Consider the following 25,169-nt stretch of genomic DNA (forward strand, 5'->3'; position numbering starts at 1 on the left):
AGTCGAGGCGCGCAAGCGTGCACGAGGTGCGCGCTTTCAATCAAACGTTTTATCCGTACGCACGCGTAGCGTAGACAGTGCTGCAATGCGGCGCGCTGAGCGAAATCAAGGCATGCGTTCTCGGCGCATGCGCGAGCCTGGCTTATCATGCGGCTACCGTTCGCTGGCGTAGGGTGCAGGGCCGATGCGCAAGATCATTCACGTCGACATGGACGCGTTCTACGCATCCGTGGAGCAGCGTGACGATCCCGCATTGCGCGGCAAGCCGGTGGTGGTGGCCTGGCGCGGCATGCGCTCGGTGGTCTGCGCCGCGTCCTACGAAGCGCGCGTGTTCGGCATCCGCTCGGCGATGCCGGCGCTGCGCGCCGAGCGGCTGTGCCCGGACGCGATCTTCGTGCCGCCGGATTTCGTGCGCTACAAGGCGGTGTCGCGGCAGGTGCGCGAGATCTTCCAGCGCCACACCGATCTGATCGAGCCGCTGTCGCTGGACGAAGCCTATCTCGACGTCACCGTGCCCAAGGGCGAGCTGGCCACCGCCACCGAGATCGCGCAGACCATCCGCGCGCAGATCCGCGAGGAAACCCAGCTGACCGCGTCGGCCGGGATCGCGCCGAACAAGTTCCTGGCCAAGATCGCCTCGGACTGGCGCAAGCCCGACGGCCAGTTCGTGGTCCGCCCGCATCGCGTCGACGCGTTTCTGACCCCGCTGCCGGTGAGCAAGGTGCCGGGCGTGGGCAAGGTGATGCAGGCCAAGCTGGCGGCGCTGGGCATCGTCACCGTCGGCGACCTGCGCACGCATGCCGAAGCGGAACTGGAGGCGCACTTCGGCAGCTTCGGGCGGCGCCTGTACCAGCGCGCGCGCGGCATCGACGAGCGGCCGGTGGAGTCGGACCAGCCGGTGCAGTCGATCTCTTCCGAAGACACCTTCGCCGAGGACCTGGCGCTGGACGCGCTGGAGCCGGCGATCCGGCAACTGGCGGAGAAGACCTGGAACGCGACCCGTCGCACCGAGCGCGTCGCGCGCACCGTGGTGCTGAAGCTGAAGACCGCGCAGTTCCGCATCCTGACCCGCAGCTTCACCCCGGAACAGCCGCCGGACTCGCTGCAGGCGCTGACCGACATCGCGCTGGCCTTGCGCCAGCGCGTCGAGCTGCCCGCGTCCACTCGCTACCGCCTGGTCGGCGTGGGCCTGGCCGGCTTCCACGAAGCCGAGCCGGTGCAGACGCAAGGACAGCTGTTCCGCTGAACCGTGCAGCGATGCGCGCGGCCGTGTTCGCGCCGCGCGCGGGCGCCTCGCTCACGGCCAGCGCATTTCGCCCTTGGCCACCTTGGCGCTCAGCTGCAGCGCTTCCACGCCGCCCAGCTGCGGATAGCGGCGCTGCATCGCCGCGACCAGCGCGGCCGCATCCTTCGCCTTGGCGGTTTCCTCGTCGAAGGCGCGGATGTAGTCGGCGGTGAAGCGCACCGCGGCCAGGTCCTGCGCCGCGCCCGGCACGAAGTGCCCGGGAATCACCCGCTGCGGCTGCAGCGCCTGGATCCGTTGCAGCGTGGCCAGCCACTGCGCATGCGATGCCGGGGTCTGCGTATCGGCCATCCACACGTGTTCGCCGGCCATCACCGGGATTCCGCCGAGCACGGTCCGGATCGAGGGAATCCACACGAACGTGCGGTCCGGGGTCGCGCCGTCCAGGCCGACGATCTGCAGCTCGCGGCCTTCCAGCAGCAGGCGGTCGCCATGCAGCGGCTGCGGCAGCACGATGCGCTGCGGCGCGTCGGCACCGAGCTTGGGTCCCCATACCTGCAGCTTCTGCGCCTGGGTCTGGCGGATGTGCGCGACCGTCGCCGGGCTGGCCAGCACCTTGGCCTGCGGGAACGCCTGGGTGAGCACGTCCAGGCCGAAGTAGTAGTCAGGATCGCCGTGGCTGATGTAGATCGTGGTCAGGCGCTTGCCGGAGCCGCGGATCTGCGCGACGAGGGCGCGCGCATCGGCTGCGGAGAACTGCGCGTCGACCAGGATCGCGTCCTTGGCGCCGCTCACCAGCACCGAGGCGACGCCGAAGATCGCGTTCGCGTCCGGATGGTAGACCTGCAGCTGCAGCGGCGCGGCGGCCGGTTGCTTCGCGGCGGCAGCCGCGGCCTGGGCCGGGGTGCCGGTGGCGGCGTGCGCCGCACCAGCGCCGGCGATGCCGAGGGCGAGGATCAGCGCGGCGCCGAGGCGCGACAACGAAAAGGAAGACATGCGGAACTCCATCGGGAAAGGCGACGCCATGCATCGGCATGGCGTGCGGATCGGCCGCGCCCGTATGCGGTCGCGGCGCGGAACGGGCGGCCGCGCGCGGCGCCATCGGCACGCCGCCGCGCAGTGCGCCGGGCGCTGCCGCTCAGTACGCGGCGGTGGCGACCTGGCGCAGGTACTGCGGGCGTTCGATTTCGTCGACGAAGGCGCTGGCGTAGTCGGCGTAGCTGATCGCGCTGTGGCCGTGCACATCGCTGAGCAATGCCGAGGCCTGGGTGCGCACGCCGCCGCGCTTGGCGCCGGGGCCGATTTCCGCGGCCGGGGCGTAGAAGGTCCAGTCCAGGTCGGCGGCCGCCTGGAAGCGCTGCAGGGCGGCGCGGTGCGCCAGCGCATAAGGCTTGTAGGCGTCGGGGAAGTTGGGCGTGTCCACCAGTTGCACGCCCGGCGCCACTTCCAGGCTGCCGGCGCCGCCGACCGCAAGCAGGCGCGGCACGCCGGCGCTGCGGGCGACCTCGATCAGGGTCTGGGCTACGCCGGGAATCGTATCGGCCGCCCCGGCACCGGGGCCGTAGGCGCTGGCCAGCACGTCGTGGCCGCGCACCGCGGCGGCGAGGGCGGCGTGGTCGTCCAGCGACGCGACCACGATGCTGGCGCCGTCCAGTTCCGGCGGCAGCGGCTGCGCGCGGCGGACCAGGGCAGTGAGCGCATGGCCGCGGCGCAGGGCTTCCTGGGCGATATGGCGGCCGATATTGCCGGTGGCGCCGATCAGGGCGATGTGCATCGAGGTGCTCCAGAGAGGGACGGGATGTGCACAGCCTAGCCATGGCAATTAGCGCGATAAACCGCGTATAAGTCGATTCTTTGTTGCATGGAACGGGCAAATGGACCGTCTGACCGCGATTGCGGTGTTCGTCGAGGTCGCCGAGCGCGGCAGTCTCACCGGCGCCGCCGAGGCGCTGGACCTGTCGCGGGCGATGGTCTCGCGCTACCTGGCCGAGCTGGAGCGCTGGCTGGGCGCCCGCCTGCTGCACCGGACCACGCGGCGGGTGACCCTGACCGGCGCCGGCGAGACCGCGCTGGCGCAGTTCCGGCCGATGCTGGCGATCGGCGCGTCGCTGCGCGACGAACTGGCCAGCGACGACCCGGAGCCGCACGGACAGCTGCGCGTCACCGCCTCCGCCTCGTTCGGTCAGGCGCATCTGGCCGCGGCAGCCGCCGAGTTCGTGACCCGCTACCCGCAGGCGCGGGTGGACATGCTGCTGGCCGATCGCACGGTCAACCTGGTCGAGGAGCGCATCGACCTGGCGGTGCGCATCTCCAATCGCGTCGATCCGGGACTGATCGCGCGGCGCCTGAGCGTGTGCCGCTCGGTGCTGTGCGCGGCGCCGGCCTACCTGCAGCGGCACGGCGCGCCGCTGAGCGCCGCCGACCTGGCCGCGCACAACTGCCTGGGCCATCATTACGTGGGCAAGCACGAATGGCCGCTGCGCTATCGCGGCGAGCGGGTGTCGGTGCCGGTGAGCGGCAACTTCACCGCCAACGAGGCCACCGTGCTGCTGGAGGCGGTGCGGATCGGCGCCGGCATCGCGATGCTGCCCACCTACCAGGCCGCGGCGCTGCTGCGCAGCGGCGAACTGCGGCGCGTCTTGCCCGACCACGAGCTCGACACCATGGACATCTTCGGCGTGTATGCGTCGCGCCGGCAGCAGCCGGCGATCGTGCGCGTGTTCCTGGATTTCCTGGTCGCGCGTTTCGGCGAAGTGCCGTACTGGGATCGCGACTGAGCGCGGCGCCTACAATGTGCGCTGCGCTTCGCACCGAGGAACGAGATGACATTTCCGTATGCGCTGGTGGTGTTCGATCTGGACGGCACGCTGGTGGACAGCGGCGCCGATATCGCCGAAGCGCTCAATCGCACGCTCGCCGACTTCGGCCTGGCGCGCGTGCCCGAAGCCACCGTGCTCGGCTGGATCGGCGAGGGCGTGCGCAAGCTGGTCGAGGCGGCGTGGCGGCATGCGCACGACGCCACGCCGATCGACACGGTGATGCCGACCTTCATGCGCCATTACCAGGAGTGCCTGCTGCGCAGCCCGCGCCTGTATCCGGGCGCGGCCGAGGCGCTGGCGCAGTTGCGCACGCGCGGCGTGACGCTGGCGCTGTGCACCAACAAACCGTCCGCGTTCGTGCCGCCGCTGCTGCGCCATCTCGGCGCGGCCGACGCGTTCGCCGCGGTGCTCGGCGGCGACAGCCTGCCCGAGCGCAAGCCGAGCCCGCTGCCGCTGCTGCACCTGGCGCAGCAATTCGCGCAGCCGCCGGCGCGCTGCCTGATGGTCGGCGATTCCGGCACCGACCTGCAGGCCGCGCACGCCGCCGGCATGCCGGCGGCGCTGGTGCGCTACGGCTACCCGCGCGACCTGGACCTGGCCAGCGCGGAGGTGGTGCTGCTGATGGACGACATGCGCGAGTTGCTGACGCTGGGGTGATGCGGGTCGCCAATCGCGCCTGGCCGGCCATCTTTCCGCCGTCTGTATGCAACCGCAGCGGCTTCGCCGCGTTGGCCGGTGATCGACGGTCGTCGGCTCAGTCATCGCGGATCTGCCTTGACCGCCTGCTCCGCAGGCGGCGAAGACACCACGCTCATGCCTCATAGGTCACAGCGTAGGCCGCGTCGGTTCGCTCGATGCGTGCGAAGCCGAGTTCGCCCAGGTGCATGCCGGCGATCAGGAGCCGCTCGGTGCTGACCACATCCAGCAGCCGCGACCGTGTGGCCGCCGCAACAACCGGGTCTTGATCGAAGACGATCGCTACCTCCGGGTGCGGCACCTGGACATGGGGGAAATGCACGATGTCGCCCCAGACCAGCAGGCTGCGATCGACGGCATCGAGGCGATAGCCCGTGTGCCCGGCGGTGTGCCCTGGTAGCGGCATGGCGGCGATGCCGGGGAACACGTCGCCTGCATCGAAGACGCGCAGCCTGTCGCGGTAGCCGTCGAACACCTGGCGCGCGAACTGGAAATTGCCGCGGGCACGCTCGGCTGCACGGCTCATGTTGCCGTCGTCCTGCCAGAACGCGATCTCGCGACGGTGCACGACGAGTTCGGCGTTCGGGAAGGCGGCCGCTCCCGATGCATCGATCAGTCCGCCGACATGATCGGGATGGGCGTGGGTCAGCAGGACCGCATCGATCTGTGCAGGGCGCAGGCCTGCCAGCGACAGGTTGCTCAGCAGTCGGCCGCCCCATTGCCTGAAACCGCCGGCACCCGCATCGATCAGGAGCGTGCGGTCGCGGCCACGTACCACGTAGCAGTTGATATGGACTGCGGAAGCATCCTCCACCTGCGCTTCGTTCTGTATCTGCAGGGCATCGGCCGGCTGCATGTGCAACAGCGCGTCCAGGCCGACGCCGAGATAACCGTCGCTGATGGCGGTGATCGTGAAATCGCCGATCCGCTGGCTCGGGAACATTGCGGTCGTCATCGTGTCGCTCCGGACCGCCGGTCAGTTCCGCGCATGGATGTACTGCGCCGCATAGCCGAAACAGCGGATGCGGGCCTCCAAGCCTGTCGCTCGCCGGATGGCGTCATCGAGTGCTTCCATGAACTGCGCCATCGCCGTGGGCGTACGCGCCGCGGCGAGCCGGTAGCGGACTTCCGCGAAGATCGGGTGGCCGCGGCCATGCAGGACCGGGACGTAGATGACATGCACGTTCTCCAACGCGGCGAGAAGAAGGCCCGTGCACAGTTCGGTGCATCGTTCGGTCAGCTCCGAGAGCGCCGTGGCAGGCGGTAGCGCGTGCGCCGGCAGGAACAGGGTGACGTTCGGCATCGGCAGTCCTAACGCGTCGCGTCGCAGGCGCTGCCGCGGCCGCTGGTCAATTGCGCCGTCATCGGCGCGTAGAAGTGGAGGTCGTCCGAAAGGTGGTCGCCGGCGGCTAGCCGGGCGCGGTCGAGCTTGGCCAGCCAGCGCCGCTGCGGCCATTGCTCCAGCGCCACCGCCTGCATGGCGCATGGAACCAGGCCAAGGCGAATCAGGGATTCGGGCCCGGCGGCGCTCAGCGCCAGCACTTCATCGCCGGCCACGGCCGGCGCTTTGTCCGGCCCGTCGTAGAGGTTGCGGTGCCAGTCGGTGATGTGCTGTTGCCAGCGTGCGAAGTTGCCGCCGCCTTTCCGGCGATAGTCCTCGCCAGTCAGGATGTGCAGGCCATCGATCGCGTGCACGGCCAGATAGGTGGGGCAGCCGCGGCGCAAGGCCTTGAAGCGCTGCGAACTGTGGAAGCCCTGCACCGAGATGAGCGCCGGCAGCTTGTGCAGGCTGTAGAAGTCGTTCCATTCCGCTTCGCTGGCAGGATCGGCGAAGCTGCATTCCACCGTGTAGATCATTGCGTCGGCCTTGCCTTTCGTTGATGTAGGGTCATGCTAGGTCGACGTTTTTCTGGGCGAAATCGATATTCGATCACCCTTCAGTGACTCGATGTCATGGTGGGACTGTCGAATGTCGTATCGTGCCCTGGAGCCGTGCATGCGCCGCAAGATTCCCAGCCACTCCGCGCTCATGGCATTCGAGGCGGCTGCCCGGCATGCCAGCTTCGCGCGCGCGGCCGAGGAGCTGGCGTTGACCGAAGGCGCGATCAGCCGCCAGATCGGTCGGCTGGAAGGTTTCCTGGGCGTCACCTTGTTCGCCCGGATCGGCAATCGCGTCAGGCTCCTGCCGAACGGCGAGCGCTATGCGGCACAGGTGCGCGAGACGCTCGACCGGCTGGAACGCGACAGCCACTACCTGATGGGCCAGCGCAGCGACGGGGTCAGCCTCGACATCGCCGTCCTCCCGACCTTCGCCACGCGCTGGCTCATTCCCCGCCTGAAAAAATTCCAGACACGGCACCCGAACATCACCGTGCATCTGGCCGAGCGCATGCAGCCGTTCGTGCTGGCCGGCAGCGGTTTCGATGCGGCCATCCATTTCGAACACCCGGCGTGGACGGGAATGCGCACGCATCGGCTGTTGCAGGAGGTGCTGGTGCCGGTCTGCCATCCGGCGCTGCTCGCCGGGAAAAACCCCGCGACGGCCCTGGATGCGTTGCCACGGCTGCATCGTCGCCAGAATCCGGACGCCTGGCATCGCTATGCGCAGGAAGCCGGTATTGCGCTGACCCATCCGGCGGTCGGCGCCCGCTACGATCTCCACGCCATGTCGATCGAGGCGGCGCTGGCCGGCCTCGGTGTGGCGCTGGTACCACGCCTGTATGTCGCGGCCGAGCTGGCCGCTGGTCGGCTCGTTGCGCCGTGGCCCGACGGCACCTCGATCTCCAAGACCTTCTGTCTTGTCCTGCCGGAGCCGATCCGTTTGAACGATGCGCCGATCCAGGTGCTGGCGGACTGGCTCATCGAGGAAGCGCGGGCGTCGTCTCCGGTGCCCTGACGGCTGCGTCCGTGCCGTGCTGTCACGCCAGTGGCCGCTGCTGTCGGCCGATCCACGCTCATAGTGCCGCAACGCCAGCGAAGCCTACGGCGGCTCGGTCGCGACTGATGTCGACAGCGACGCCGATGCAGCTGATCGTCTAATCCGAGCGTGCCGCGAGACATCTCGCGGCACCGCTCCGATGCCTGCGATGCATGCAGGTGCAGCGGGCCGCGCCGCATGGCGCAACCCGCTGCGGGGGGCTCAGCGTGCCGCCGGCGCGTAGCGCAGCGTCACCGCGTACTCGCGGCCCGGCTGGTTGTACCAGTTGATGGTCTGGTAGTCGCGATCGAACACGTTGCTGGCCTTGGCCTGCAGCGTCCAGTCCGGCGCGAATGCGTATTCCACGCGCAGGTCGACGGTGCCATAACCGGCCAGGCGCACGCTGTTGGCCGCGTCGTCGTAGCGGTGGCCGCTGCCGAACGCGGTTACCCCGAGCTTGACCGGGCCGAAGCCGCGGTCCACGTCCAGCCGCGCGGTGTTCTGCGCGCGCCGCGCCAGCCAGTTGTCGCGGTTGCCGCCGTCGCTGCGGTTGCGTGGATCGGTGTGGCTGAGCTGCGCGGACAGTTCCCAGCCGGCCAGCGTCGCATAGCCGGTCAGCTCGGCGCCGCGGATCCGCGCTTCGTCCACGTTGACCGGCAGGAAGCTGACGGCGTCGTAGGAGATCAGGTCGTCGACGCGGGTCTCGTAGACGTTGAAGGTCCAGTTCCAGGTGTCGGCGTACTGCGCCACGCCCAGGTTGCCGCTCTTGGACTTCTCCGGCTTCAGTTCCGGATTGCCGGAGAACGGGTAGTACAGGTCGTTGAAGGTCGGCGCCTTGAAGCCGGTGCCGAGGCTGGCGGTGAGCTTGAAGCCGCCGTCCAGCGCCAGGCCCCAGCCGAGGCTGCCGGTGGTGTGCTGGCCGAACTGCTCGTTGTCGTCGCTGCGCACGCTGGCCTGCAGCTGCTGCGCGCCGAAGCGGCCTTGGTACTCGGCGAACACGCCGGTGTTGTCGCGCTGGTCGACGTCGAAGGCGGTGCTGCCGGTGACTTCCTCGCGCTGCCAGTCGGCGCCGGCGCTGAGCAGGTGGCCCTCGGCCAGGCCGAAGTCGCCCTGCAGCGAGGCGGTGTCGCGGCGGCTGTCGAAGGTGCTGACGAAGCTGCGCGTGTCGCTGCCGGCGGCGTGGTAGTAGCTGTCGGCCTGGTCGGTGTTGCGGCCGAGCTGCGCGGCCACGTGCACGCGCTCGGACGGGGTCCAGTCGAGCTTGCCGCCGAACACCTGCTGGGTGTTGTCGGCCTCGTTGCCGGCAAACAGCGCATCGCCGTCGTATTCGTTGCGGCTGTCGATGTTCAGCGCCTGGCCTTCGATGCGCAGGGTGTCGCTCAGCGCATAGCCGGCGCGCGCGCTCAGCGAGGTGTTGCGGTAGCCGTCGCGGTCCGGCTCGTCGATGAAGCAGCCGGCGAACAGGGTGGCCGAACCGTTGCAGGCGTTGATGCCGTCGGTCTTCTGGTAGCCGCCCTGCACCGACAGCCAGCCGCGCTCGCCGCGGTTGCTGAAGCCGGCGCTGGCCTGGCGCAGGCCATTGCTGCCGGCGCCCAGGCTCAGGTTCTGCTGCAGGCCCTGGCCGCCGCGGCGGGTGAAGATCTGGATCACCCCGCCGATCGCATCGGAGCCGTACAGGCTCGAGCGCGGGCCGCGCACGACCTCGATGCGCTCGATCTGGCTCAGCGGCAGGTCCTGGAACGCGGCCAGGCCGGCGCTGGCCGAGCCGACGCGCACGCCGTCCACCAGCACCAGCACGTGGTCCGATTCGCTGCCGCGCAGGCTCAGCGTGGTCAGCTTGCCCAACCCGCCCTGGTTGGACACGCCGATGCCGGCGCGGCCCTGCAGCAGTTGCGCCAGCGATGTGGCCTGGCTGCGCTCGATCTCGGCGCGGTCGATCACCTGCGCCGGGACCACGCTGTCCTCGACCGAGATCTGGGTGCGGGTGGCGGTGACCAGGACCTGGTCCAGGTCGGTGGCGGCATCGGCGGCGAGCGCCAGCGAGGGCAGGGACAGGGCGGACGCGATCGCGACCGAAAGCAGGCGGAACGACATGGGGCAACTCCGGCGCGCGGTTGCGCGCTGTGACGGCGAAGGAGTCGCGAACGGAAGGTGCGAGCGGACGGCGCCAGACGCGGCGCGGCACGCCGCGACGCCCTCCGCATCGCAACCAGTGGACTGCAAGGCCGGTCTCCGGGCTGGCGATCTGGGAGTCGGAACTCCCGGCTGGCGACGCCTTCCCATGCGGTTTGCACAGTGGCGCAGGTCGTCAGCTTGGATCGCTTACCGTTGCGGGGGCAGCGCCGGCCTTGTCGCAAGACGCACCGGCTTCCCGTTTCAACCTGCAGGCCGGAGCCGGCAGGTCACCTTGAAGCGGCGCGATTGTACGCGATCGCCGGCGTGACGCGCGGATCAGTCGGCGTCGCGCTCGCCGGCGTGGCCGTCGTCGTCGCGTCCGCGGTCGCGCTCGGCGTCGTAGGCATGGCCGCCGGACGCGTCGTCGGCGTAGTCCGCATACGGCGTATCGCTATGGTCGCCGTCGCGGTCGAAATGGGTGGTCGCCACCGGTCCGGCCACCGGCAGGCCGCGTTGCGCCGGCAGTTGCGCCGCCGCCGTTTCCAGCTCGGCCAGCAACTGCGTGCGCCGTGCCTCGGGCAGTTCCTGCCAGTGGCAGCCGGTCAACGCGCCCTCCAGCGAGTACAGCAGGTTGAGGCTGGGCTTGAAGCCGGCGCGCTTGACCTTCAGGAATGCGCCCACCGCGCCGGCCGCGGCCAAGTCCTCCTGCGTGCGCAGGCCGACTTGGCGCAGCCAGGCCGCACTCTTGGGGCCGATGTTGCGCAGCTTCTCGGTGCTCATCGCAGCGCGTCGACGAAGACCTGGGCGATCGCCTCCAGGCCGTGCTGGTCGTCGGCATCGAAGCGCGCCAGGTCCGGGCTGTCCAGGTCGAACACGCCGATCAGTTCGCCGTCGCGCAGCAGCGGCACCACCAGCTCCGAGCGCGACGCCGCATCGCAGGCGATATGCCCGGGGAAGGCCTCGACGTCGTCGATGCGCTGGGTCTGGCCGCTGCTGGCGGCGGCGCCGCACACGCCCTTGTGCAGCGGGATGCGCACGCACGCGGGCAGGCCCTGGAACGGCCCGACCACCAGTTCCTTGCCGTCGTACAGGTAGAAGCCGACCCAGTTCAACCGCGGCAGCGCGTGGTACACCAGCGCCGCCAGGTTGGCGGCATTGGCGATGCGGTCGGGTTCGCCGCTGACCAGGGAGCGGGCCTGGGCGAGCAACTGGGCGTACTGTTCCGGCTTGCTGCCGGTGAGCGAAGAGGAAGCGAACATCGCACGAGTCTAGCAGCGGCCGGTGGCGGCCTGGCGGCGGAGACGGCCGACGCAAGGGAGACCGGATGCCTGCCTGGATGCGCCGGGCCGTCGCTGGCCAGCGATCGACCTGCGCCCCAGCCTGTTCCTTGGCGCATGCATCGGCGCATGCATCCGCGCGATGGCCCCTGTGCGCACGGGCAGATCGCCGCTGACGCTGACGCGGCGGCACGGCGCCGGCTATCCTGCGCGGCCGCGCCGCATGTGGCGGCCCCCGAGGATCCTGCGACGATGCGCTTCCCCGCCTTCTACGTCACCGGCACCGATACCGGCATCGGCAAGACCGTCGCCAGCACCGCGCTGCTGCATGCGCTGCGCGCGCGCGGGCAAGCGGCGGTGGGCATGAAGCCGGTCGCCAGCGGCTGCGAACGCGGTGCGGACGGCTGGCGCAACGCGGATGCGCTGGCGCTGCAGGCGGCCAGCGCGCCGCGGCCGGACTACGCGGACCTCAATCCCTATGCCTTGCCGCTGCCGCTGGCGCCGGAACTGGCCGCCGCCGCGGCCGGCGTGCGCGTGGAGCTGGAACCGATCGCGGCGGCCTTCGCGCGTCTGCGCGCGCAGGCGGACGTGGTGGTGGTGGAAGGCGTCGGCGGCTGGGCGGCGCCGCTGTCGGCGACGCTGGACCAGGCCGACCTGGCGCGCGCGCTGGCCTTGCCGGTGCTGCTGGTGGTCGGGCTGCGCCTGGGTTGCCTCAACCACGCCCGGCTCAGCGCCGCGGCGATCGCCGCCGACGGCCTGCGCTGCATCGGCTGGATCGGCAACGAGATCGATCCGGCGATGCAACGCATCGACGCCAATATGCAGATGCTGCAGGAGCGCTTGCCGATGCCGTGCTGGGGACGGCTGCCGTACCGGCCGCAACCGGATCCGGCCGCGCTGGCGGCGCAGCTGCACCCATGGCAGGGCGCGCAGACGGCGGGCTGATTCGGCGCCTGGCCGCAAGCGCGCGCAGCGCAGGAATGGCGGCCGCGAGGAGGGTTTCTTGTGGAGGAGGGGCTTTCAGCCCCAACGGACCGAAAAGTCGGGCTGAGGCATCCGCAAGAAGCACAAGAATGCCTGGTACTGCGAAAGTCCCGAGTCCCGCGAATCCCGAATCCCGAATCCCGGCCATAAAAAAGACCCGGTAGAGGGAGGGATCTACCGGGTCTTGGCTGCACGGGGGGAGGGACCCGCGCGTACCACTGGTCAGTCCTGCGGCTGTGCCGCAGCGGACTTGTCTGGTCTTGCTTATTTGGTCTTGGCCTTCGGCGCGGCCTGGTCGGTGGCCGCCTCGAACTGGTTCTTGGCCAGCTGGCCGATGGCTTCGGAGGTCTTCAGGCCCAGGCCGAACACTTCCTGGTTGGCCGTGGCCAGCCGCTCGAAGTTGTCGCGGGCGATCTGCAGGCCCTTCGGCCACAGCGACTGCACGCTGCCGATGTCGCGCGCTTCGGTGAGCTCGCCGAGGAAGCCGGTGGTCGCGGCGACGTTCTTCTCGAAGGTCTTCAGCTGCACGCCGAACACGCTCTCGGCGCTTTCCAGCGCCAGGCGGTTGGCCCGCGCGGCGGCGGCGGCGAACTGCTGGGTGTAGCTGCTGAACTGATCATTGAACTGAGCGGACATCATGCAACTCCAGGGAATGCCGATTGCTGTTGCAGTGCAACATACACGCATTCTGCTGCAATGCAACAAAATTTTCTGAAGCCGCTCAGGCTTCGTTCAAACTGGCTTTCGGATCAATAGGTTGGAGGCGGTCTGCCTGGCGCCGACCTGGCCTGCGGACGCATTGGGCGGACGCCAGCTGCGCCTACGCGGGCACCCGGGAACAGGGCCGTCCCCGAATCCCTGCCTCAAGCAGGACCGCGATACCGGCAGCCGGACGTGCAGGTCTCGTGGATCACCACCTCGCTCAACAGCGGCAATGCCGGCTTGAGCCGCTCCCAGATCCACACCGCCAGGCGTTCGCTGGTCGGGTTCTCCAGGCCGGCGATATCGTTGAGGTAGTGGTGGTCGAGCTGGTCGTAGATCGGGCCGAACGCGGCCTTGATGTCGCTGAAGTCCATGACCCAGCCGGTGTCGGCGCCAGGCTCGCCGCTGACGTGTAGCTCGACCCGGAACGAATGCCCGTGCAGCCGCGCGCACTTGTGGCCGGGCGGGACGTTGGGCAGGCGGTGCGCCGCTTCGAGGGTGAAGATCTTGAAGATATTCATGGCGTCATTCTAAGTGTGGGCGCCGCGCGGATCGTCGGCGCTGGCGGCTGCGGGATTTGCGGTGGCGAGGCGTCGCGAAAACACGAACGCCGCCCGGAGGCGGCGTTCGTGGTGCTGCGGTCGGCTGCGCTCAGCGCGCAGCGCTGGGCTGGCCGCCGCTGCGACGGCGCTCGCCCTGGCGGCGTGCGCCGCCCGGCTGGGTGCCGCCGGCCGGCTTGGCCCCGGCATGCGCGTGCGGACGCGGCGCATCGCCGTGCGGACGGCGCGCGTGGGTGCTCTTGCGCGGCGGACGCTGGCCGCCCGGACGCTCGTCGGCCGGATTGTTGTTGCCCCAGCGGATCGGCGTGGACGGCTCGAAGCCCGGCACGTCGCGGATGTCCATCTCGCGCTTGAGCATGCGCGAGATCGCGCGCAGCAGCTTGGCCTCGTCCTGCGCCACCAGCGACACCGCCTCGCCCTGCGAGCCGTTGCGGCCGGTGCGGCCGATCCGGTGCACGTAGTCCTCGGCGACCATCGGCAGGTCGTAGTTGATGACCTTCGGCAGCTGGTCGATGTCGATGCCGCGCGCGGCGATGTCGGTCGCCACCAGCACCGTGATGCGGCCGGCCTTGAAGTCGCTCAGTGCGCGCAGGCGCTGGCCCTGGCTCTTGTTGCCGTGGATCGCGGCGGTCTTCAGCCCGGACTTGTCCAGGAACATGGTCAGCTTGTCGGCGCCGTGCTTGGTGCGCGCGAACACCAGCGTCTGCATCCGCGAATCGGCGGCCAGCAGGTGCAGCAGCAGCTCGCGCTTGCGGGTGCCATCGACCGGGTGCACGCGGTGGGTGATGGTGTCGGCGACGGTGTTGCTCGGCGTGGCCTGGATTTCCTGCGGGTCGTGCATGAACTCGCGGGCCAGCTGCTTGATGCCTTCCTCGAAGGTGGCCGAGAACAGCAGGGTCTGCCGGTTCTGCTTGGGCAGCTTGGCCAGGATGCGCTTGATCGAGGGCAGGAAGCCCATGTCGAGCATGCGGTCGGCCTCGTCCAGCACCAGGATCTCGATGCCCGACAGGTCCACGCTGCGGCGCTCGAGATGGTCGAGCAGGCGGCCCGGGCAGGCGATCAGCAGGTCCACGCCGCGACGCAGCGCGTCGAGCTGGTTGCCCATGCCGACGCCGCCGTAGATGGTGGTGCTGGGGATGCGCAGGTACTTGCTGTAGCCGCGCAGGCTGTCGTGCACCTGGGTGGCCAGCTCGCGGGTCGGGGTCAGGATCAGCGCGCGCGGCTTGCGCGCGCCATTGCCCACCGGCTGCGGCGAGGTGCCCAGGTGCTGCAGCAGCGGCAGGCCGAACGCGGCGGTCTTGCCGGTGCCGGTCTGCGCGCCGGCCATCAGGTCGTGGCCGGCCAGCGCCAGCGGAATCGCCTGCAACTGGATCGGGGTGGGGGTTTCGTAGCCCTGCTCGGCCAACGCGCGCAGCAGGAAGGGCGCCAGGCCCAAGGATTCGAATGACATCGAGAAAAGCTCCGGATAACGCGCCGTCGCCGGGACGTGCCCGGAGTGCAGACGCAAGTAGGGTGAGGCTCGGAGCGTTCCCGTGAACCGCGCTGCGAGAGGGTGGAACAACCCGGAGCAGACAGCGCTCGGGTTTGTCGGCACCACGAAAGGCGTCGGGCGGGGCGGGCGAGCGGATCGAACGATCCTGACCTCGCCGGCGGTCCCTGAGGGAAACGGACGGCCGCATGCAGACCTGGCCAGTCTACGCTGAATTGGCGCAATGCACAAAAGGCCGGGCGGTTTTCCGACGGCCGGCGGCTCTGTTTCAGTTGCAACCAATATCCGGTCTGGCCGTACAATCGCCCGATCGGCTCCCCAGCACTGGACGGACATGAAGCTAGGTTCCCTGAAGGAAGGCGGTCGCGACGGCACCCTGATCGTCGTCTCCCGCGACCTGACCCGCGCGGTGCGCGCCACCGGCATCGCCGCGACCCTGCAGCGCGCGCTGGAGGACTGGAGCAACCTGGCGCCGCGCCTGAACGCGCTGTCCGAGTCGCTCAACGACGGCAGCGCCGACGGCCAGTTCGACCTGGACATCGCCGCGCTGGCCGCGCCGCTGCCGCGCGCCTACGAGTTCCTGGACGGCAGCGCCTACCTGCCGCACGTGGAGCGGGTGCGCCGCGCGCGCGGCGCCGAAGTGCCGGAGAGCTTCTACATCGATCCGCTGATGTACCAGGCGGTCAGCGCCGGCTTCTACGGCCCGCGCGACGCGGTCAAGGTGGTCAGCGAGGACTACGGCATCGACCTGGAGGCGGAGATCGTGGTGGTCACCGACGACGTGCCGATGGCGGTCGATGCGCAGCAGGCCGCCGGCCATATCCAGCTGATCGGCCTGGTCAACGACGTGTCGCTGCGCAACCTGATCCCGGCCGAACTGGCCAAGGGCTTCGGCTTCGTGCAGTCCAAGCCGCGCTCGGCGCTGTCGCCGGTGTTCGTGACCCCGGACGAACTGGGCGAGGCCTGGCGCGACAACAAGCTGCACCTGCCGCTGCTGACCCACATCAACGGCGTGTGGTTCGGCGCGCCGGAAGCCGGCGAGGACATGCAGTTCGACTTCGCGCAGCTGGTCGCGCATGCGGCGAAGACGCGGCCGCTGGCGGCCGGCGCGGTGATCGGCTCGGGCACCATCGCCAACCAGGACACCTCGCTCGGCGCCTCGTGCTTCGCCGAGCTGCGCGTGGTGGAAACGCTGCGCGACGGCCAGCCGAGCACGCCGTTCATGAAGTTCGGCGACGTGGTGCGGATCGAGATGCTGGACCGTGACGGGGTGAGCATCTTCGGCGCGATCGAACAGCGCATCGAGCCCGCCTCCCGGCCCTGATCCGGCCGGCGGCGGCGCCGAGACGACCGGCGGCGCCGCTGCTACTGTGTCCACCGGTATCGTGATCGTCCGGACGGGGAGGGCAGGGCGTGGAAGAGGCGTTGCAGCTGTACACCTACTGGCGTTCCAGCGCCGCCTATCGCGTGCGCATCGGCCTCAACCTGAAAGGGCTGGCCTACCAGGCGCTGCCGGTGCACCTGGTGCGCGACGGCGGCCAGCAGCATTCGCCGGAGTACGCGCGACTCAATCCGCAGGAGCTGGTGCCGACGCTGTGCCACGACGGCCAGCCGATCCGCCAGTCGCTGGCGATCCTGGAATACCTGGACGAACGCTGGCCGGAGCCGCCGCTGCTGCCGGATGCGGCGATCGACCGCGCGCGGGTGCGCGGGCTCGCGCAGCTGATCGCCTGCGACATCCACCCGCTCAACAACCTGCGCGTGGGCCGGTTCTTCGAGACCGTGTGGAGCGTGCCGCAGTCCGAGCGCGAGGAGTGGATGCTGCACTGGATCGTGCTGGGCTTCGATGCGCTGGAGCAACTGCTCGCCGAATCGCCCGACACCGGCACCTATTGCCATGGCGAGCAGCCGGGGCTGGCCGATTGCTGCCTGGTGCCGCAGGTCTTCAACGCGCGCCGCTTCGGCGTGGACATGCAGGTCTATCCGACCCTGGCGCGGATCGAGCAGGCCTGCCTGGCGCTGCCGGCGTTCGATGCGGCGCGCCCGGAGCGGCAGCCGGACGCGCAGGTCTGAAGCCTGGCGTGTCGACCCTGGAGGCGCGGCTTCAGCCGCGACAGGGTCTTGCCGGACGATGCCTGTCGCGGCTGAAGCCGCTCCTACAAAAGGCGCCGCCGCGTGCGCTCAACCGAAGCCGTGCGTGATCCGCGGTGAGCTGGCGCCGCCGGCTGCGGCGTCGTAGTCCGCGTAGGGGTCGTGTTCGCCGCTGGAGCCCTCGGACAGGCGGAACTTCAGCGCCAGGCCGTCGCGCGAGTCGGCCGCGCGCAGCGCTTCCTCCTGCTCGATCTGGCCCTGCTTGACCATCCGGAACAGGCACTGGTCGAAGGTCTCCATGCCTTCCTCCAGCGACTCCTCCATCGCTGCCTTGATCTCGTGGACCTGGCCGCGGCGCAGCAGGTCGCGGATCATCGGCGTGTTCAGCAGCACCTCGGTGGCCGGGCGGCGGCGCTCGTTCTTGTCCTTGACCAGGCGCTGCGAGACCACCGCGCGCAGGTTCAGCGCCAGGTTCATCAGCACGTTCTTGTGCGCGCTTTCCGGGAAGAAGTTGAGGATGCGCTCGATGGTCTGGTCGGCGTTGTTGGAGTGCAGCGTGGCCAGGCACAGGTGGCCGGTCTCGGCGAAGGCGATCGCCGCCTCCATCGTCGTCGCGTCCAGGATCTCGCCGATCAGGATCACGTCAGGCGCCTCGCGCATCGCGTTCTTCAGCGCGTTGTGGAAGGCGTGGGTGTCCAGGCCGACCTCGCGCTGGTTGACGATCGACATCTTGTGCTTGTGCAGGTATTCGATCGGATCCTCGATGGTGAGGATGTGCCCGGTGGTGGTGCTGTTGCGGTGGTCGATCATCGACGCCAGCGAGGTGGACTTGCCGGAGCCGGTCGAGCCGACCACCAGGACCAGCCCGCGCGGGGTCATGATCACGTCCTTGAGCACCTGCGGCAGGTGCAGTTCCTCGATGCTGGGGATCTTGCTGCGGATCGCGCGGATGACCATGCCGACCTCGCCGCGCTGCTTGAACACGTTGACCCGGAAGCGGCCGGCGTCCTGCAGCGCGATGGCCATGTTCAGCTCCAGCTCGCGCTCGAACTGCGGCACCTGGCCCTCGTCCATCAGCGAATAGGCGATCTTCTTGACCATGCCCGGCGGCAGGCCGGTGGCGCCGAGCGGGTACAGCTTGCCTTCGATCTTGATATAGACCGGTGCTCCCGTGGTCAGGAACATGTCCGAGGCGTTCTTTTCGGTCATCAGCTTCAGGAAGTAGCCGATATCCATGCGCAATGGTTCCCCAACAATCCGCGGCTGCCCGTTGCAAGCGCGCCACAGGCTTCCGACAATGGCCGCGCTCGACGTCTCCGCCTACGGCCCCCCTTGATGAAAACTAGCTTCGCACAAATCCGTTGCCCGCAGTACGTGATGGCGTGCGCATTGGCGCTGTTTGCCGCGCCCGCCGCGTTCGCCCAGGTCGCCTCGCCGGAGCTGCAGACCGCCCAGCAGGCGGTGCAGCGCGCGATCCAGGCCGACGCCGACCAGTACGCGCCGGACCTGATCGCCACGGCCCGCCAGGGCCTGGAGCAGGCCCAGCAGGCGGCGCTGGACCGCCGCCAACGCAAGACCGCGCCGCAGCTGGCGCTGCGCGTGGCGGCCGATGCCGACCTGGCGCGGGTACGCAGCGAGGAGGCGGTGGCGAACGCGCAACTGCAGCAGCGCAAGGCCGAGGTAGCCGACCTGCAGCGTAGCTTGAACACCGGGGAGGGCCGTCCATGAGCCGTCGCCTGGGGATGGCCGGCGGCCTGGCCGCGCTGCTGTTGCTGGTCGCGCCGCTGGCGGCGTTCGCGGCCGACGATCCGGAACTGGCGTTGCTGAACCAGCGCCTGGTCGCCCTGCAGGCCGATCCGCTGAGCGCCGACGTGGCCGCCTACGAGCGGCTGCAGGCGCAGCAGGCGGTCGCCGCGTTCGCCGCGGCCAAGCGCAAGGAGCAGGACGATGCGCGCTACCTCGCCGAGCGCCGCGTCGAGATCGCCGAGACCGCCGCGCGTGCGGCGCTGGCGCGGCGCCAGGTCGACCAGCTGGAGAGGACCCGCAGCGAGCTACTGGTCGAAGCCAGCCGCCGCGAGGCCGCGCGTGCGCGCCAGGAAGCCGAGCGGCTGCGGGTGCAGGCGCAGATCCAGGCCGAGGAGGCCGAAAGCCTGCGCCAGGCGGCCGAGGCCGAACAGCTGGCGCGGCAGGATGCCGAGCAGGCGCTGACCAGCGTGGCCGGGCAGCAGACCGCCAAGCTCAGCGCCGCGCAGCAGAAGTCGGCCAAGCTGGCCCGCGAAGAGGCCGAACTGGTCGCCGGGGCCAAGCTGCCGGCGTCGCGCTTCGAGCCGCGCGGGGAGGTCTTCACCGTCACCGGCGGCGCGTTCGCCGCGGGCAAGGCGGCGCTGACCGCCGATGCCGCCGGCCAGGCCAAGGCGCTGGCGCAGTACCTGCAGATCGGCGCCAAGGGCCGGGTGCGGATCGAGGCCTACGATGCCGACGCCGGTGTGGCACAGAAGCGCGCCGACGCGCTGCGCGATGCGCTGGTCGGCGGCGGTGTGGCGGCGAGCCGGCTGCAGGCGGTCGGCAAGAAGGCGCCGGCGAGCAAGGCCCGCGCCGCCGAGGTGGTGATCGCGCCCTGAGCCGGGGTGGGGCGCACCGGTGCCCTGGAACCGTTTTTAACGCGGTTTTTCCCTGGGCCTGAGCGGCGAGCAACTGAATGCGGAAAAGCGGGCTGGCCTCCCTTGTCGGATGCGGTGGGGAGGCGTAGGGTCGAACTCCCAGGCGGCATCTCGTCGCCTGGTCCCAACGGAGGCACCGGGCCGATGAAGCAGTGGCACGCACCGCAGCACGACGTTCCAAGGGCCGCAGGCCCGGGCGTTGCGGTGGAGCGGCTGGCGGCCCGCGCGACTCCGCTCCCAGGCAACGCCCCGTGCCGTTCCGGCCGGGGCGTTCTTGTTTCCAGCTGAAGGAGGCTATTCCTATGTTCGAAGGGCAATCGCAGACCGAAATCGACGCGCTGATCAAATCCGATCCCGAGTTCAAGCAGCTGTACCAGCGTCACAAGACCCTGGACAAGAAATGCATGGATGCCGAACTCGGCGTGCTGCCGATCGACGATCTCACCCTGTCCCAGATGAAGCGGGAAAAGCTCGCGGCCAAGGAAAAGCTGCTGCGGCTCTACGACGAGCAGCAGAAGCCGCACTGATCCACCCCTCCCACGACGCGTTCACTTGTCGCGGGCGGTGGCCGGCCTCCTCGTCGGCTCGCCACCGTCCGCGCCATCTCCCCACCGAAGCCGCGATCGCGGCTTTTTTCATGCCGATTCCGCGCCCCGGTCTGACATTCCGGCGCATACCGCGGATAATCACCGGTCCAGCCGCTATGACGGCGCGATGCATCCGGACGCGATGGCCATTCACTCTTCCGTACTCGACCTGATCGGCGACACCCCCATCGTCAAGGCCAGCAAGCTCGACACCGGCGTGTGCGAGCTGTACCTGAAGCTGGAAAGCGCCAACCCCGGCGGCTCGATCAAGGACCGCATCGGCCTGTCGATGATCGAGGCGGCCGAGCGCCGCGGCGAACTCAAGCCCGGCGCGGTGCTGGTCGAAGGCACCGCCGGCAACACCGGCATCGGTCTGGCCCTGGTCGCCCAGCAGAAAGGCTACAAGCTGATCCTGGTGGTGCCGGACAAGATGAGCCGGGAGAAGATCTTCAACCTCAAGGCGATGGGCGCCGAAGTGGTGCTGACCCGCTCGGACGTGGCCAAGGGCCATCCCGAGTACTACCAGGACCTGGCCGCGCGCCTCGCCGCCGAGACCCCCGGCGCCTACTTCGTCAACCAGTTCGGCAATCCCGACAACCCGGCCGCGCACGAGTTCGGCACCGGGCCGGAGATCCTGCGGCAGATGGACGGCAAGCTGGACGCGATCGTGTTCGGCTGCGGCAGCTCCGGCACCATGACAGGCCTGTCGCGCGCCTTCGCCGCCGCCTCGCCGCACACAGAACTGGTGCTGGCCGACCCGGTCGGCTCCATCCTGACCGAGTACATCGAGCAGGGCACGGTCAGCGAGAAGTCCGGCAGCTGGCTGGTGGAGGGCATCGGCGAGGACTTCCTGCCGGCCATCTCCGATTTCTCGCGGGTCAAGAAGGCCTATTCGATCAGCGACGCCGAGAGCTTCCACACCGCGCGCGAGCTGTTGGCCAAGGAGGGCATCCTCGGCGGCTCCTCGACCGGCACCCTGCTGGCCGCGGCGCTGAAGTACTGCCGCGCGCAGACCGCGCCCAAGCGGGTGCTGGTGTTCGTCTGCGACACCGGCAACAAGTACCTGTCGAAGATGTACAACGACTACTGGATGCTGGACAACGGCTTCCTGGAGCGCCCGCAGCATGGCGACCTGCGCGACCTGATCCTGCGCCCGTACAGCCAGCGCGACACCGTGGTGGTCGGCCCCAACGACCTGCTGACCACCGCCTACCAGCGCATGAAGCTGTACGACGTGTCGCAGCTGCCGGTGATGGATGGCGACCAACTGGTGGGCATCGTCGACGAAAGCGACGTCTTGTTGCACGTCTATGGCGACGAGGCCCGCTTCCGCGACCCGGTCTCCACGGCCATGGTCAGCAAGCTCGACCGGCTCGACGTGAAATCGCCGATCGAGGCCCTGCTGCCGGTGTTCGACCGCGGCCAGGTCGCCATCGTGATGAACGACGGTGCCTTCCTCGGCCTGATCACCCGCATCGACCTGCTCAACTACCTGCGCCGCCGCGTCCAGTGACGGTGCCTCGTGGACGGCTCCCGGTACAGGGGGCCGTTCAGACCTCGCTGCTAGAATCACGCCCCTTCTCCGGGAACCCCTTATGACGGACCACACGTCCAACCCCAATGGCGACGGCCCTGCGCTGTCGCTGGCGACCCTGGCGATCCATGGCGGCCAGCATCCGGACCCGTCCACGGGCGCGGTGATGCCGCCGATCTATGCGACCTCCACCTACGCCCAGTCCAGCCCCGGCGAACACCAGGGCTTCGAGTACTCGCGTACCCACAACCCGACCCGCTTCGCCTACGAGCGCTGCGTCGCCGCGCTGGAAGGCGGCTCGCGCGGCTTCGCGTTCGCCTCCGGCATGGCCGCCACCTCCACGGTGATGGAGCTGCTGGACAGCGGCAGCCATGTGGTGGCGATGGACGACCTGTACGGCGGCAGCTACCGCCTGTTCGAGCGTGTGCGCAGGCGCACCGCCGCGCTGGACTTCAGCTTCGTCGACCTGACCGATCCGGCCGCGTTCGCAGCGGCGATCACGCCCAAGACCCGGATGGTGTGGATCGAAACCCCCACCAACCCGATGCTGAAGATCGTCGACATCGCCGCGATCGCCGCGATCGCGCGCCAGCACGGCCTGCTGGTGGTGGTGGACAATACGTTCGCCTCGCCGATGCTGCAGCGCCCGCTGGAACTGGGCGCGGACATCGTCGTGCACTCGGCGACCAAGTACCTCAACGGCCACTCGGACATGGTCGGCGGCATCGCCGTGGTCGGCGCCAATGCCGAACTGGCCGAGCAGCTGGCGTTCCTGCAGAACTCGGTGGGCGGCGTACAGGGCCCGTTCGACAGCTTCCTGGCGCTGCGCGGACTCAAGACCCTGCCGCTGCGGATGCGCGCGCACTGCGACAACGCGCTGGCGCTGGCGCAGTGGCTGGATACCCACTCGGCCGTGGAGAAGGTGATTTACCCCGGCCTGGCCTCGCATCCGCAGCACGCCCTGGCGCAGCGGCAGATGTCCGGCTTCGGCGGCATCGTCTCGATCGTGCTCAAGGGCGGCTTCGACGCGGCCAAGCGCTTCTGCGAGAAGACCGAGCTGTTCACCCTGGCCGAATCGCTGGGCGGCGTGGAAAGCCTGGTCAACCATCCTGCGGTCATGACCCATGCCTCCATCCCGGTCGCCCGCCGCGAACAGCTCGGCATCAGCGATGGCTTGGTGCGGTTGAGCGTGGGGGTCGAGGATGTGGGGGATTTGCGGGTGGATTTGCAGCAGGCGTTGACCGACCAGCTGGGAGCCCGGGGCCGGTCGTCCAGGGAGTCCTGAAACGCATGTCCGCACAAGTCCATGCGCGAAACCGTGTATCGGCCAGTCCACTCGCCCTGATCCGGTCGCTAGTGAGAAACCGCCAGCTCCTGCGCCAGCTGATCCGGCGCGAGGTGATCGGTCGCTATCGCGGTTCTTTCCTTGGCACGGCTTGGTCGTTCTTCAACCCGTTGCTGATGCTGACGGTGTACACCTTCGTCTTCACTACCGTCATGAAGGTGCGCTGGGTTGGTGAAGGCCCGGTGGACAAGGTGAACTTTGCGGTACTGGCTTTCGTCGGCTTGGCGGTGCACGGGTTCTTTTCCGAGTGCCTTAACAAGGCACCGACTCTGATCATCGCCAACGTAAACTTCGTCAAGAAGGTCATCTTCCCGTTGGACGCGCTCATCTGGGTGCTGATCGGCTCGGCGTTGTTCCACCTGGCTATCAGCATGCTGGTGCTATTGATTGCGCAGATCGTGTTGGGTGTCGGCGTGCCGTGGACTGCGGTGCTGTTCCCGCTGGTCATGTTGCCGCTGATCCTGATGATGACGGGCCTGTCGTGGCTGTTGGCGTCATCGGGGGTCTATCTGCGCGATATCTCCCAAGTCACCGGTGTGCTTTCCAGTGTCATGCTGTTTCTCTCGCCGGTGTTCTACCCGGCCGCGTCGCTGCCGGAGTGGGTGCGCCCTTGGATGTATCTCAATCCATTGACCTACATCATCGAAGATAGTCGCAGCGTGCTGGTTTTCGGGCAACTGCCGCGTCTGCCGCAGTGGAGCCTGGCGATGGCGGTCGGGGTGGCGGTGTTGATGTTCGGATATGCCTGGTTCCAGAAAACGCGTAAGGGTTTCGCCGATGTCCTCTGACGAGATCGTTGTCCACGTCGAGTCGGTGTCGAAGCGCTATGAGATGTACGACACGCCTCGCGACCGGATGAAGCAGTTCGTCCTGCCGCGCCTGCGCCGTGCCGCCGGCCTGGGCCAGCGTGAGTACTTTCGCGAGTTCTGGGCCCTGCGCGACGTTAATTTCGATGTCCGCCGCGGTGAATCGGTCGGCATCCTGGGCCGCAATGGCAGTGGCAAGAGCACCTTGTTGCAAATCGTGACGGGCACGCTGGCCCCGACTGAGGGGCGTGTCGAGGTGAAGGGGCGCGTAGCCGCGCTGCTCGAACTCGGCTCGGGCTTCAACCCCGAGTTCACCGGCCGCGAAAATGTGTATCTCAATGCTGCCCTGCTGGGGTTCACTGCTGATGAAGTCGATCGCAAGTTCGATGCCATCGCGGCGTTCGCTGACATCGGCGATCATCTCGACCAGCCGGTCAAGACCTACTCCAGCGGCATGCTGGTGCGCCTGGCATTCGCGGTGCAGGTGCAGGTCGAGCCGGACATCTTGATCGTGGACGAGGCGTTGGCCGTCGGCGATGCGCTGTTCCAGAAGCGCTGCTTCCAGCGGATCGAGAAGCTGGTCTCCGACGGCATGTCCTTGCTATTTGTCTCGCATGATCAGGAGAGCGTGCGGACGTTGACCAGCCGCTGCTTGCTGTTGAGCAACGGAAGACAGCTGGACTGGGGTTCGTCGGCCAATGTGGTGCTGAATTACCGCAGGCTCTTGCATGACGAAGAAGCGGCGTACTTCAGTAGCCTGACGGACATGCTGAAGAGCGAAGAGCCGGCGCAGACAGATACGGCGCAGGCGCCGGTTGCGTCGATGATTGGTTCGGACCGGCTGACCTTCGGCGACGGTGGGGTACGCATCCTTAGTGTCACGACCCTTGCGGCAGACGGCTCCGGTGTCAGCGTGTTCTATCCCGGCGAACGGCTGCGCATCAAGGTGGTCTGCGAGTCGCAGATCACCACGGACAAGTTGTCTGTGGGCGTGCGCATCCGCAACAAGGAAGGCGTCAAGCTCTACTCCTGGGGCACCTTGAATCAGGACATGCAGCGCATGGCGGAGAATCCCTCCGCCGAAACTTTCTGGCGGCGCCAGATTCACGCAGGCGAACGTTTCGAGGTAGAACTCGAATGCGACTGCGTGCTGGGCGTCAATCTGTACGAAGTGCAAGCGTCGGTGTCTCATGAAGATACCCCCGACTATTTGGCGCAGCGAATGCTGCACTGGGTGGACGAGGCAGCGTTCTTTCAGGTGCTGATGCGGAAGGAGGAGTACTTCTTCGGCGGTGTCATCGATCTGCGCATGAACGCCACTTGGCGCCGGCAAGGAAACTGAAT

General features: G+C 68.6%; 25 protein-coding genes, 1 pseudogene and 1 riboswitch. Of the genes and pseudogenes, 14 read left to right on the top strand and 12 right to left on the bottom strand.

The features are described from left to right. Positions 1 to 184: 184 nt before the first annotated feature. Entirely contained in the window at positions 185 to 1,246 is a 1,062-nt protein-coding gene (gene dinB / locus J2Y70_RS09565; protein ID WP_309916463.1) for a DNA polymerase IV, read from the top strand. 51 nt (positions 1,247 to 1,297) lie between these two features. Here dinB and J2Y70_RS09570 read toward each other — a convergent pair whose 3' ends face one another. After that, positions 1,298 to 2,239 (bottom strand): MBL fold metallo-hydrolase, encoded by a 942-nt coding sequence (locus J2Y70_RS09570; protein ID WP_309916466.1) that lies wholly within the window; start codon positions 2,237 to 2,239, stop codon positions 1,298 to 1,300. Between the two features lie 142 nt (positions 2,240 to 2,381). After that, positions 2,382 to 3,017 carry an NAD(P)H-binding protein gene (locus J2Y70_RS09575; protein WP_309916469.1) on the bottom strand — a complete coding sequence of 212 codons (636 nt, stop codon included), beginning with the start codon at positions 3,015 to 3,017 and terminating at the stop codon, positions 2,382 to 2,384. A 100-nt stretch (positions 3,018 to 3,117) separates the two neighbouring features. Between J2Y70_RS09575 and J2Y70_RS09580 the strand changes: the two genes are divergently transcribed. Together J2Y70_RS09580 and gph are read left to right on the top strand one after the other, a co-directional pair. Beyond that, positions 3,118 to 4,020 carry a LysR family transcriptional regulator gene (locus tag J2Y70_RS09580; RefSeq protein ID WP_309916472.1) on the top strand — a complete coding sequence of 301 codons (903 nt, stop codon included), beginning with the start codon at positions 3,118 to 3,120 and terminating at the stop codon, positions 4,018 to 4,020. A 45-nt stretch (positions 4,021 to 4,065) separates the two neighbouring features. Continuing rightward, positions 4,066 to 4,719 carry a phosphoglycolate phosphatase gene (gph, locus tag J2Y70_RS09585; RefSeq protein WP_309916476.1) on the top strand — a complete coding sequence of 218 codons (654 nt, stop codon included), beginning with the start codon at positions 4,066 to 4,068 and terminating at the stop codon, positions 4,717 to 4,719. Positions 4,720 to 4,873: 154 nt separating this feature from the next. Here the strand turns inward: gph and J2Y70_RS09590 are convergent, their stop codons facing one another. Genes J2Y70_RS09590 through J2Y70_RS09600 form a run of 3 tightly spaced genes read right to left on the bottom strand, consistent with a single transcriptional unit; the run spans position 4,874 to position 6,615 of the window. Continuing rightward, the gene (locus J2Y70_RS09590) at positions 4,874 to 5,713 is read right to left on the bottom strand and encodes an MBL fold metallo-hydrolase (RefSeq protein WP_309916479.1); all 840 of its coding nucleotides are present in this window, start codon (positions 5,711 to 5,713) and stop codon (positions 4,874 to 4,876) included. A gap of 21 nt (positions 5,714 to 5,734) precedes the next feature. Further along, a complete protein-coding gene (locus J2Y70_RS09595) occupies positions 5,735 to 6,061 on the bottom strand; it encodes a hypothetical protein (RefSeq protein WP_309916481.1) in 327 nt (108 codons plus the stop codon). 8 nt (positions 6,062 to 6,069) lie between these two features. Next, positions 6,070 to 6,615 carry a hypothetical protein gene (locus tag J2Y70_RS09600; protein ID WP_309916484.1) on the bottom strand — a complete coding sequence of 182 codons (546 nt, stop codon included), beginning with the start codon at positions 6,613 to 6,615 and terminating at the stop codon, positions 6,070 to 6,072. A 139-nt stretch (positions 6,616 to 6,754) separates the two neighbouring features. Here J2Y70_RS09600 and J2Y70_RS09605 point away from each other — a divergent pair, with 139 nt between their 5' ends. After that, positions 6,755 to 7,654 (top strand): LysR substrate-binding domain-containing protein, encoded by a 900-nt coding sequence (locus J2Y70_RS09605; protein ID WP_309916487.1) that lies wholly within the window; start codon positions 6,755 to 6,757, stop codon positions 7,652 to 7,654. 243 nt (positions 7,655 to 7,897) lie between these two features. Here J2Y70_RS09605 and btuB read toward each other — a convergent pair whose 3' ends face one another. The 3 genes from btuB to J2Y70_RS09620 form a co-directional block, all read right to left on the bottom strand. Next, positions 7,898 to 9,769 (bottom strand): TonB-dependent vitamin B12 receptor, encoded by a 1,872-nt coding sequence (btuB, locus tag J2Y70_RS09610; RefSeq protein WP_309916491.1) that lies wholly within the window; start codon positions 9,767 to 9,769, stop codon positions 7,898 to 7,900. A 111-nt stretch (positions 9,770 to 9,880) separates the two neighbouring features. After that, a riboswitch (cobalamin riboswitch) is annotated at positions 9,881 to 10,100 on the bottom strand. A 26-nt stretch (positions 10,101 to 10,126) separates the two neighbouring features. Continuing rightward, positions 10,127 to 10,570, bottom strand: coding sequence for a TfoX/Sxy family protein (locus tag J2Y70_RS09615; RefSeq protein ID WP_309916494.1), 444 nt, complete (start codon positions 10,568 to 10,570; stop codon positions 10,127 to 10,129). Continuing rightward, complete coding sequence (locus J2Y70_RS09620) at positions 10,567 to 11,049, bottom strand: GAF domain-containing protein (RefSeq protein ID WP_309916496.1); 483 nt, start codon at positions 11,047 to 11,049, stop codon at positions 10,567 to 10,569. The genes J2Y70_RS09615 and J2Y70_RS09620 overlap by 4 nt, the downstream gene beginning before the upstream one ends. A 270-nt stretch (positions 11,050 to 11,319) precedes the next feature. On the opposite strand from J2Y70_RS09620, the gene bioD reads away from it, so the two are divergent. Next, positions 11,320 to 12,012 carry a dethiobiotin synthase gene (gene bioD, locus J2Y70_RS09625; RefSeq protein WP_309916499.1) on the top strand — a complete coding sequence of 231 codons (693 nt, stop codon included), beginning with the start codon at positions 11,320 to 11,322 and terminating at the stop codon, positions 12,010 to 12,012. A gap of 303 nt (positions 12,013 to 12,315) precedes the next feature. On the opposite strand, the gene J2Y70_RS09630 is transcribed toward bioD, so the two are convergent. The 3 genes and pseudogenes from J2Y70_RS09630 to J2Y70_RS09640 all read right to left on the bottom strand — a co-directional run. Next, positions 12,316 to 12,687 (bottom strand): phasin family protein, encoded by a 372-nt coding sequence (locus tag J2Y70_RS09630; protein ID WP_263397140.1) that lies wholly within the window; start codon positions 12,685 to 12,687, stop codon positions 12,316 to 12,318. A gap of 227 nt (positions 12,688 to 12,914) precedes the next feature. After that, positions 12,915 to 13,274: a 6-carboxytetrahydropterin synthase QueD gene (queD, locus tag J2Y70_RS09635; RefSeq protein WP_309916503.1), complete on the bottom strand. Its 360-nt coding sequence runs from the start codon at positions 13,272 to 13,274 to the stop codon at positions 12,915 to 12,917. 178 nt (positions 13,275 to 13,452) lie between these two features. Continuing rightward, positions 13,453 to 14,763 (bottom strand): annotated as a pseudogene (locus J2Y70_RS09640) (DEAD/DEAH box helicase); the annotation flags it as partial. Positions 14,764 to 15,136: 373 nt separating this feature from the next. Between J2Y70_RS09640 and J2Y70_RS09645 the strand changes: the two are divergent. After that, complete coding sequence (locus tag J2Y70_RS09645) at positions 15,137 to 16,126, top strand: fumarylacetoacetate hydrolase family protein (RefSeq protein WP_309916506.1); 990 nt, start codon at positions 15,137 to 15,139, stop codon at positions 16,124 to 16,126. A gap of 89 nt (positions 16,127 to 16,215) precedes the next feature. Continuing rightward, a complete protein-coding gene (maiA, locus tag J2Y70_RS09650; protein WP_309916510.1) occupies positions 16,216 to 16,875 on the top strand; it encodes a maleylacetoacetate isomerase in 660 nt (219 codons plus the stop codon). 108 nt (positions 16,876 to 16,983) lie between these two features. On the opposite strand, the gene J2Y70_RS09655 is transcribed toward maiA, so the two are convergent. Beyond that, positions 16,984 to 18,129, bottom strand: a complete 1,146-nt coding sequence (locus J2Y70_RS09655) for a PilT/PilU family type 4a pilus ATPase (protein ID WP_309916514.1) — start codon at positions 18,127 to 18,129, stop codon at positions 16,984 to 16,986. Positions 18,130 to 18,228: 99 nt separating this feature from the next. Between J2Y70_RS09655 and J2Y70_RS09660 the strand changes: the two genes are divergently transcribed. The 7 genes from J2Y70_RS09660 to J2Y70_RS09690 all read left to right on the top strand — a co-directional run bounded on the left by J2Y70_RS09660 (position 18,229) and on the right by J2Y70_RS09690 (position 25,167). Next, positions 18,229 to 18,621, top strand: coding sequence for a DUF4398 domain-containing protein (locus J2Y70_RS09660; RefSeq protein ID WP_263397147.1), 393 nt, complete (start codon positions 18,229 to 18,231; stop codon positions 18,619 to 18,621). Further along, positions 18,618 to 19,514, top strand: coding sequence for an OmpA family protein (locus tag J2Y70_RS09665; protein WP_309916518.1), 897 nt, complete (start codon positions 18,618 to 18,620; stop codon positions 19,512 to 19,514). Before J2Y70_RS09660 ends, J2Y70_RS09665 begins: the two co-directional genes overlap by 4 nt. A gap of 341 nt (positions 19,515 to 19,855) precedes the next feature. After that, the gene (locus J2Y70_RS09670; RefSeq protein ID WP_263110973.1) at positions 19,856 to 20,080 is read left to right on the top strand and encodes a YdcH family protein; all 225 of its coding nucleotides are present in this window, start codon (positions 19,856 to 19,858) and stop codon (positions 20,078 to 20,080) included. Between the two features lie 202 nt (positions 20,081 to 20,282). Next, entirely contained in the window at positions 20,283 to 21,653 is a 1,371-nt protein-coding gene (locus J2Y70_RS09675; RefSeq protein ID WP_309916522.1) for a pyridoxal-phosphate dependent enzyme, read from the top strand. An 82-nt stretch (positions 21,654 to 21,735) separates the two neighbouring features. Further along, positions 21,736 to 22,959 (top strand): cystathionine gamma-synthase, encoded by a 1,224-nt coding sequence (locus tag J2Y70_RS09680; protein ID WP_309916526.1) that lies wholly within the window; start codon positions 21,736 to 21,738, stop codon positions 22,957 to 22,959. A 5-nt stretch (positions 22,960 to 22,964) separates the two neighbouring features. Then, a complete protein-coding gene (locus J2Y70_RS09685) occupies positions 22,965 to 23,807 on the top strand; it encodes an ABC transporter permease (protein WP_309916529.1) in 843 nt (280 codons plus the stop codon). Continuing rightward, complete coding sequence (locus J2Y70_RS09690) at positions 23,797 to 25,167, top strand: ABC transporter ATP-binding protein (RefSeq protein WP_309916532.1); 1,371 nt, start codon at positions 23,797 to 23,799, stop codon at positions 25,165 to 25,167. The genes J2Y70_RS09685 and J2Y70_RS09690 overlap by 11 nt, the downstream gene beginning before the upstream one ends. The last annotated feature ends 2 nt before the right edge of the window (positions 25,168 to 25,169 follow it).

The organism is Xanthomonas sp. 1678 (assembly GCF_031455575.1).
Classification (GTDB): Bacteria; Pseudomonadota; Gammaproteobacteria; order Xanthomonadales; family Xanthomonadaceae; genus Xanthomonas_A.

What these genes read in the sequence shown, in the direction of transcription:
- J2Y70_RS09580 (WP_309916472.1), top strand. Translation starts at nt 3,118, where the DNA reads ATGGACCGTCTGACCGCGATTGCGGTGTTCGTCGAGGTCGCCGAGCGC.
- J2Y70_RS09600 (WP_309916484.1), bottom strand. Translation starts at nt 6,615, where the DNA reads ATGATCTACACGGTGGAATGCAGCTTCGCCGATCCTGCCAGCGAAGCG.
- J2Y70_RS09670 (WP_263110973.1), top strand. Translation starts at nt 19,856, where the DNA reads ATGTTCGAAGGGCAATCGCAGACCGAAATCGACGCGCTGATCAAATCC.
- J2Y70_RS09620 (WP_309916496.1), bottom strand. Translation starts at nt 11,049, where the DNA reads ATGTTCGCTTCCTCTTCGCTCACCGGCAGCAAGCCGGAACAGTACGCC.
- J2Y70_RS09605 (WP_309916487.1), top strand. Translation starts at nt 6,755, where the DNA reads ATGCGCCGCAAGATTCCCAGCCACTCCGCGCTCATGGCATTCGAGGCG.
- J2Y70_RS09660 (WP_263397147.1), top strand. Translation starts at nt 18,229, where the DNA reads ATGAAAACTAGCTTCGCACAAATCCGTTGCCCGCAGTACGTGATGGCG.
- btuB (WP_309916491.1), bottom strand. Translation starts at nt 9,769, where the DNA reads ATGTCGTTCCGCCTGCTTTCGGTCGCGATCGCGTCCGCCCTGTCCCTG.
- J2Y70_RS09615 (WP_309916494.1), bottom strand. Translation starts at nt 10,570, where the DNA reads ATGAGCACCGAGAAGCTGCGCAACATCGGCCCCAAGAGTGCGGCCTGG.
- J2Y70_RS09685 (WP_309916529.1), top strand. Translation starts at nt 22,965, where the DNA reads ATGTCCGCACAAGTCCATGCGCGAAACCGTGTATCGGCCAGTCCACTC.
- J2Y70_RS09680 (WP_309916526.1), top strand. Translation starts at nt 21,736, where the DNA reads ATGACGGACCACACGTCCAACCCCAATGGCGACGGCCCTGCGCTGTCG.
- J2Y70_RS09665 (WP_309916518.1), top strand. Translation starts at nt 18,618, where the DNA reads ATGAGCCGTCGCCTGGGGATGGCCGGCGGCCTGGCCGCGCTGCTGTTG.
- J2Y70_RS09675 (WP_309916522.1), top strand. Translation starts at nt 20,283, where the DNA reads ATGGCCATTCACTCTTCCGTACTCGACCTGATCGGCGACACCCCCATC.
- J2Y70_RS09595 (WP_309916481.1), bottom strand. Translation starts at nt 6,061, where the DNA reads ATGCCGAACGTCACCCTGTTCCTGCCGGCGCACGCGCTACCGCCTGCC.
- J2Y70_RS09645 (WP_309916506.1), top strand. Translation starts at nt 15,137, where the DNA reads ATGAAGCTAGGTTCCCTGAAGGAAGGCGGTCGCGACGGCACCCTGATC.
- J2Y70_RS09690 (WP_309916532.1), top strand. Translation starts at nt 23,797, where the DNA reads ATGTCCTCTGACGAGATCGTTGTCCACGTCGAGTCGGTGTCGAAGCGC.
- queD (WP_309916503.1), bottom strand. Translation starts at nt 13,274, where the DNA reads ATGAATATCTTCAAGATCTTCACCCTCGAAGCGGCGCACCGCCTGCCC.
- J2Y70_RS09655 (WP_309916514.1), bottom strand. Translation starts at nt 18,129, where the DNA reads ATGGATATCGGCTACTTCCTGAAGCTGATGACCGAAAAGAACGCCTCG.
- J2Y70_RS09570 (WP_309916466.1), bottom strand. Translation starts at nt 2,239, where the DNA reads ATGTCTTCCTTTTCGTTGTCGCGCCTCGGCGCCGCGCTGATCCTCGCC.
- J2Y70_RS09630 (WP_263397140.1), bottom strand. Translation starts at nt 12,687, where the DNA reads ATGTCCGCTCAGTTCAATGATCAGTTCAGCAGCTACACCCAGCAGTTC.
- J2Y70_RS09590 (WP_309916479.1), bottom strand. Translation starts at nt 5,713, where the DNA reads ATGACGACCGCAATGTTCCCGAGCCAGCGGATCGGCGATTTCACGATC.
- bioD (WP_309916499.1), top strand. Translation starts at nt 11,320, where the DNA reads ATGCGCTTCCCCGCCTTCTACGTCACCGGCACCGATACCGGCATCGGC.
- gph (WP_309916476.1), top strand. Translation starts at nt 4,066, where the DNA reads ATGACATTTCCGTATGCGCTGGTGGTGTTCGATCTGGACGGCACGCTG.
- J2Y70_RS09575 (WP_309916469.1), bottom strand. Translation starts at nt 3,017, where the DNA reads ATGCACATCGCCCTGATCGGCGCCACCGGCAATATCGGCCGCCATATC.
- dinB (WP_309916463.1), top strand. Translation starts at nt 185, where the DNA reads ATGCGCAAGATCATTCACGTCGACATGGACGCGTTCTACGCATCCGTG.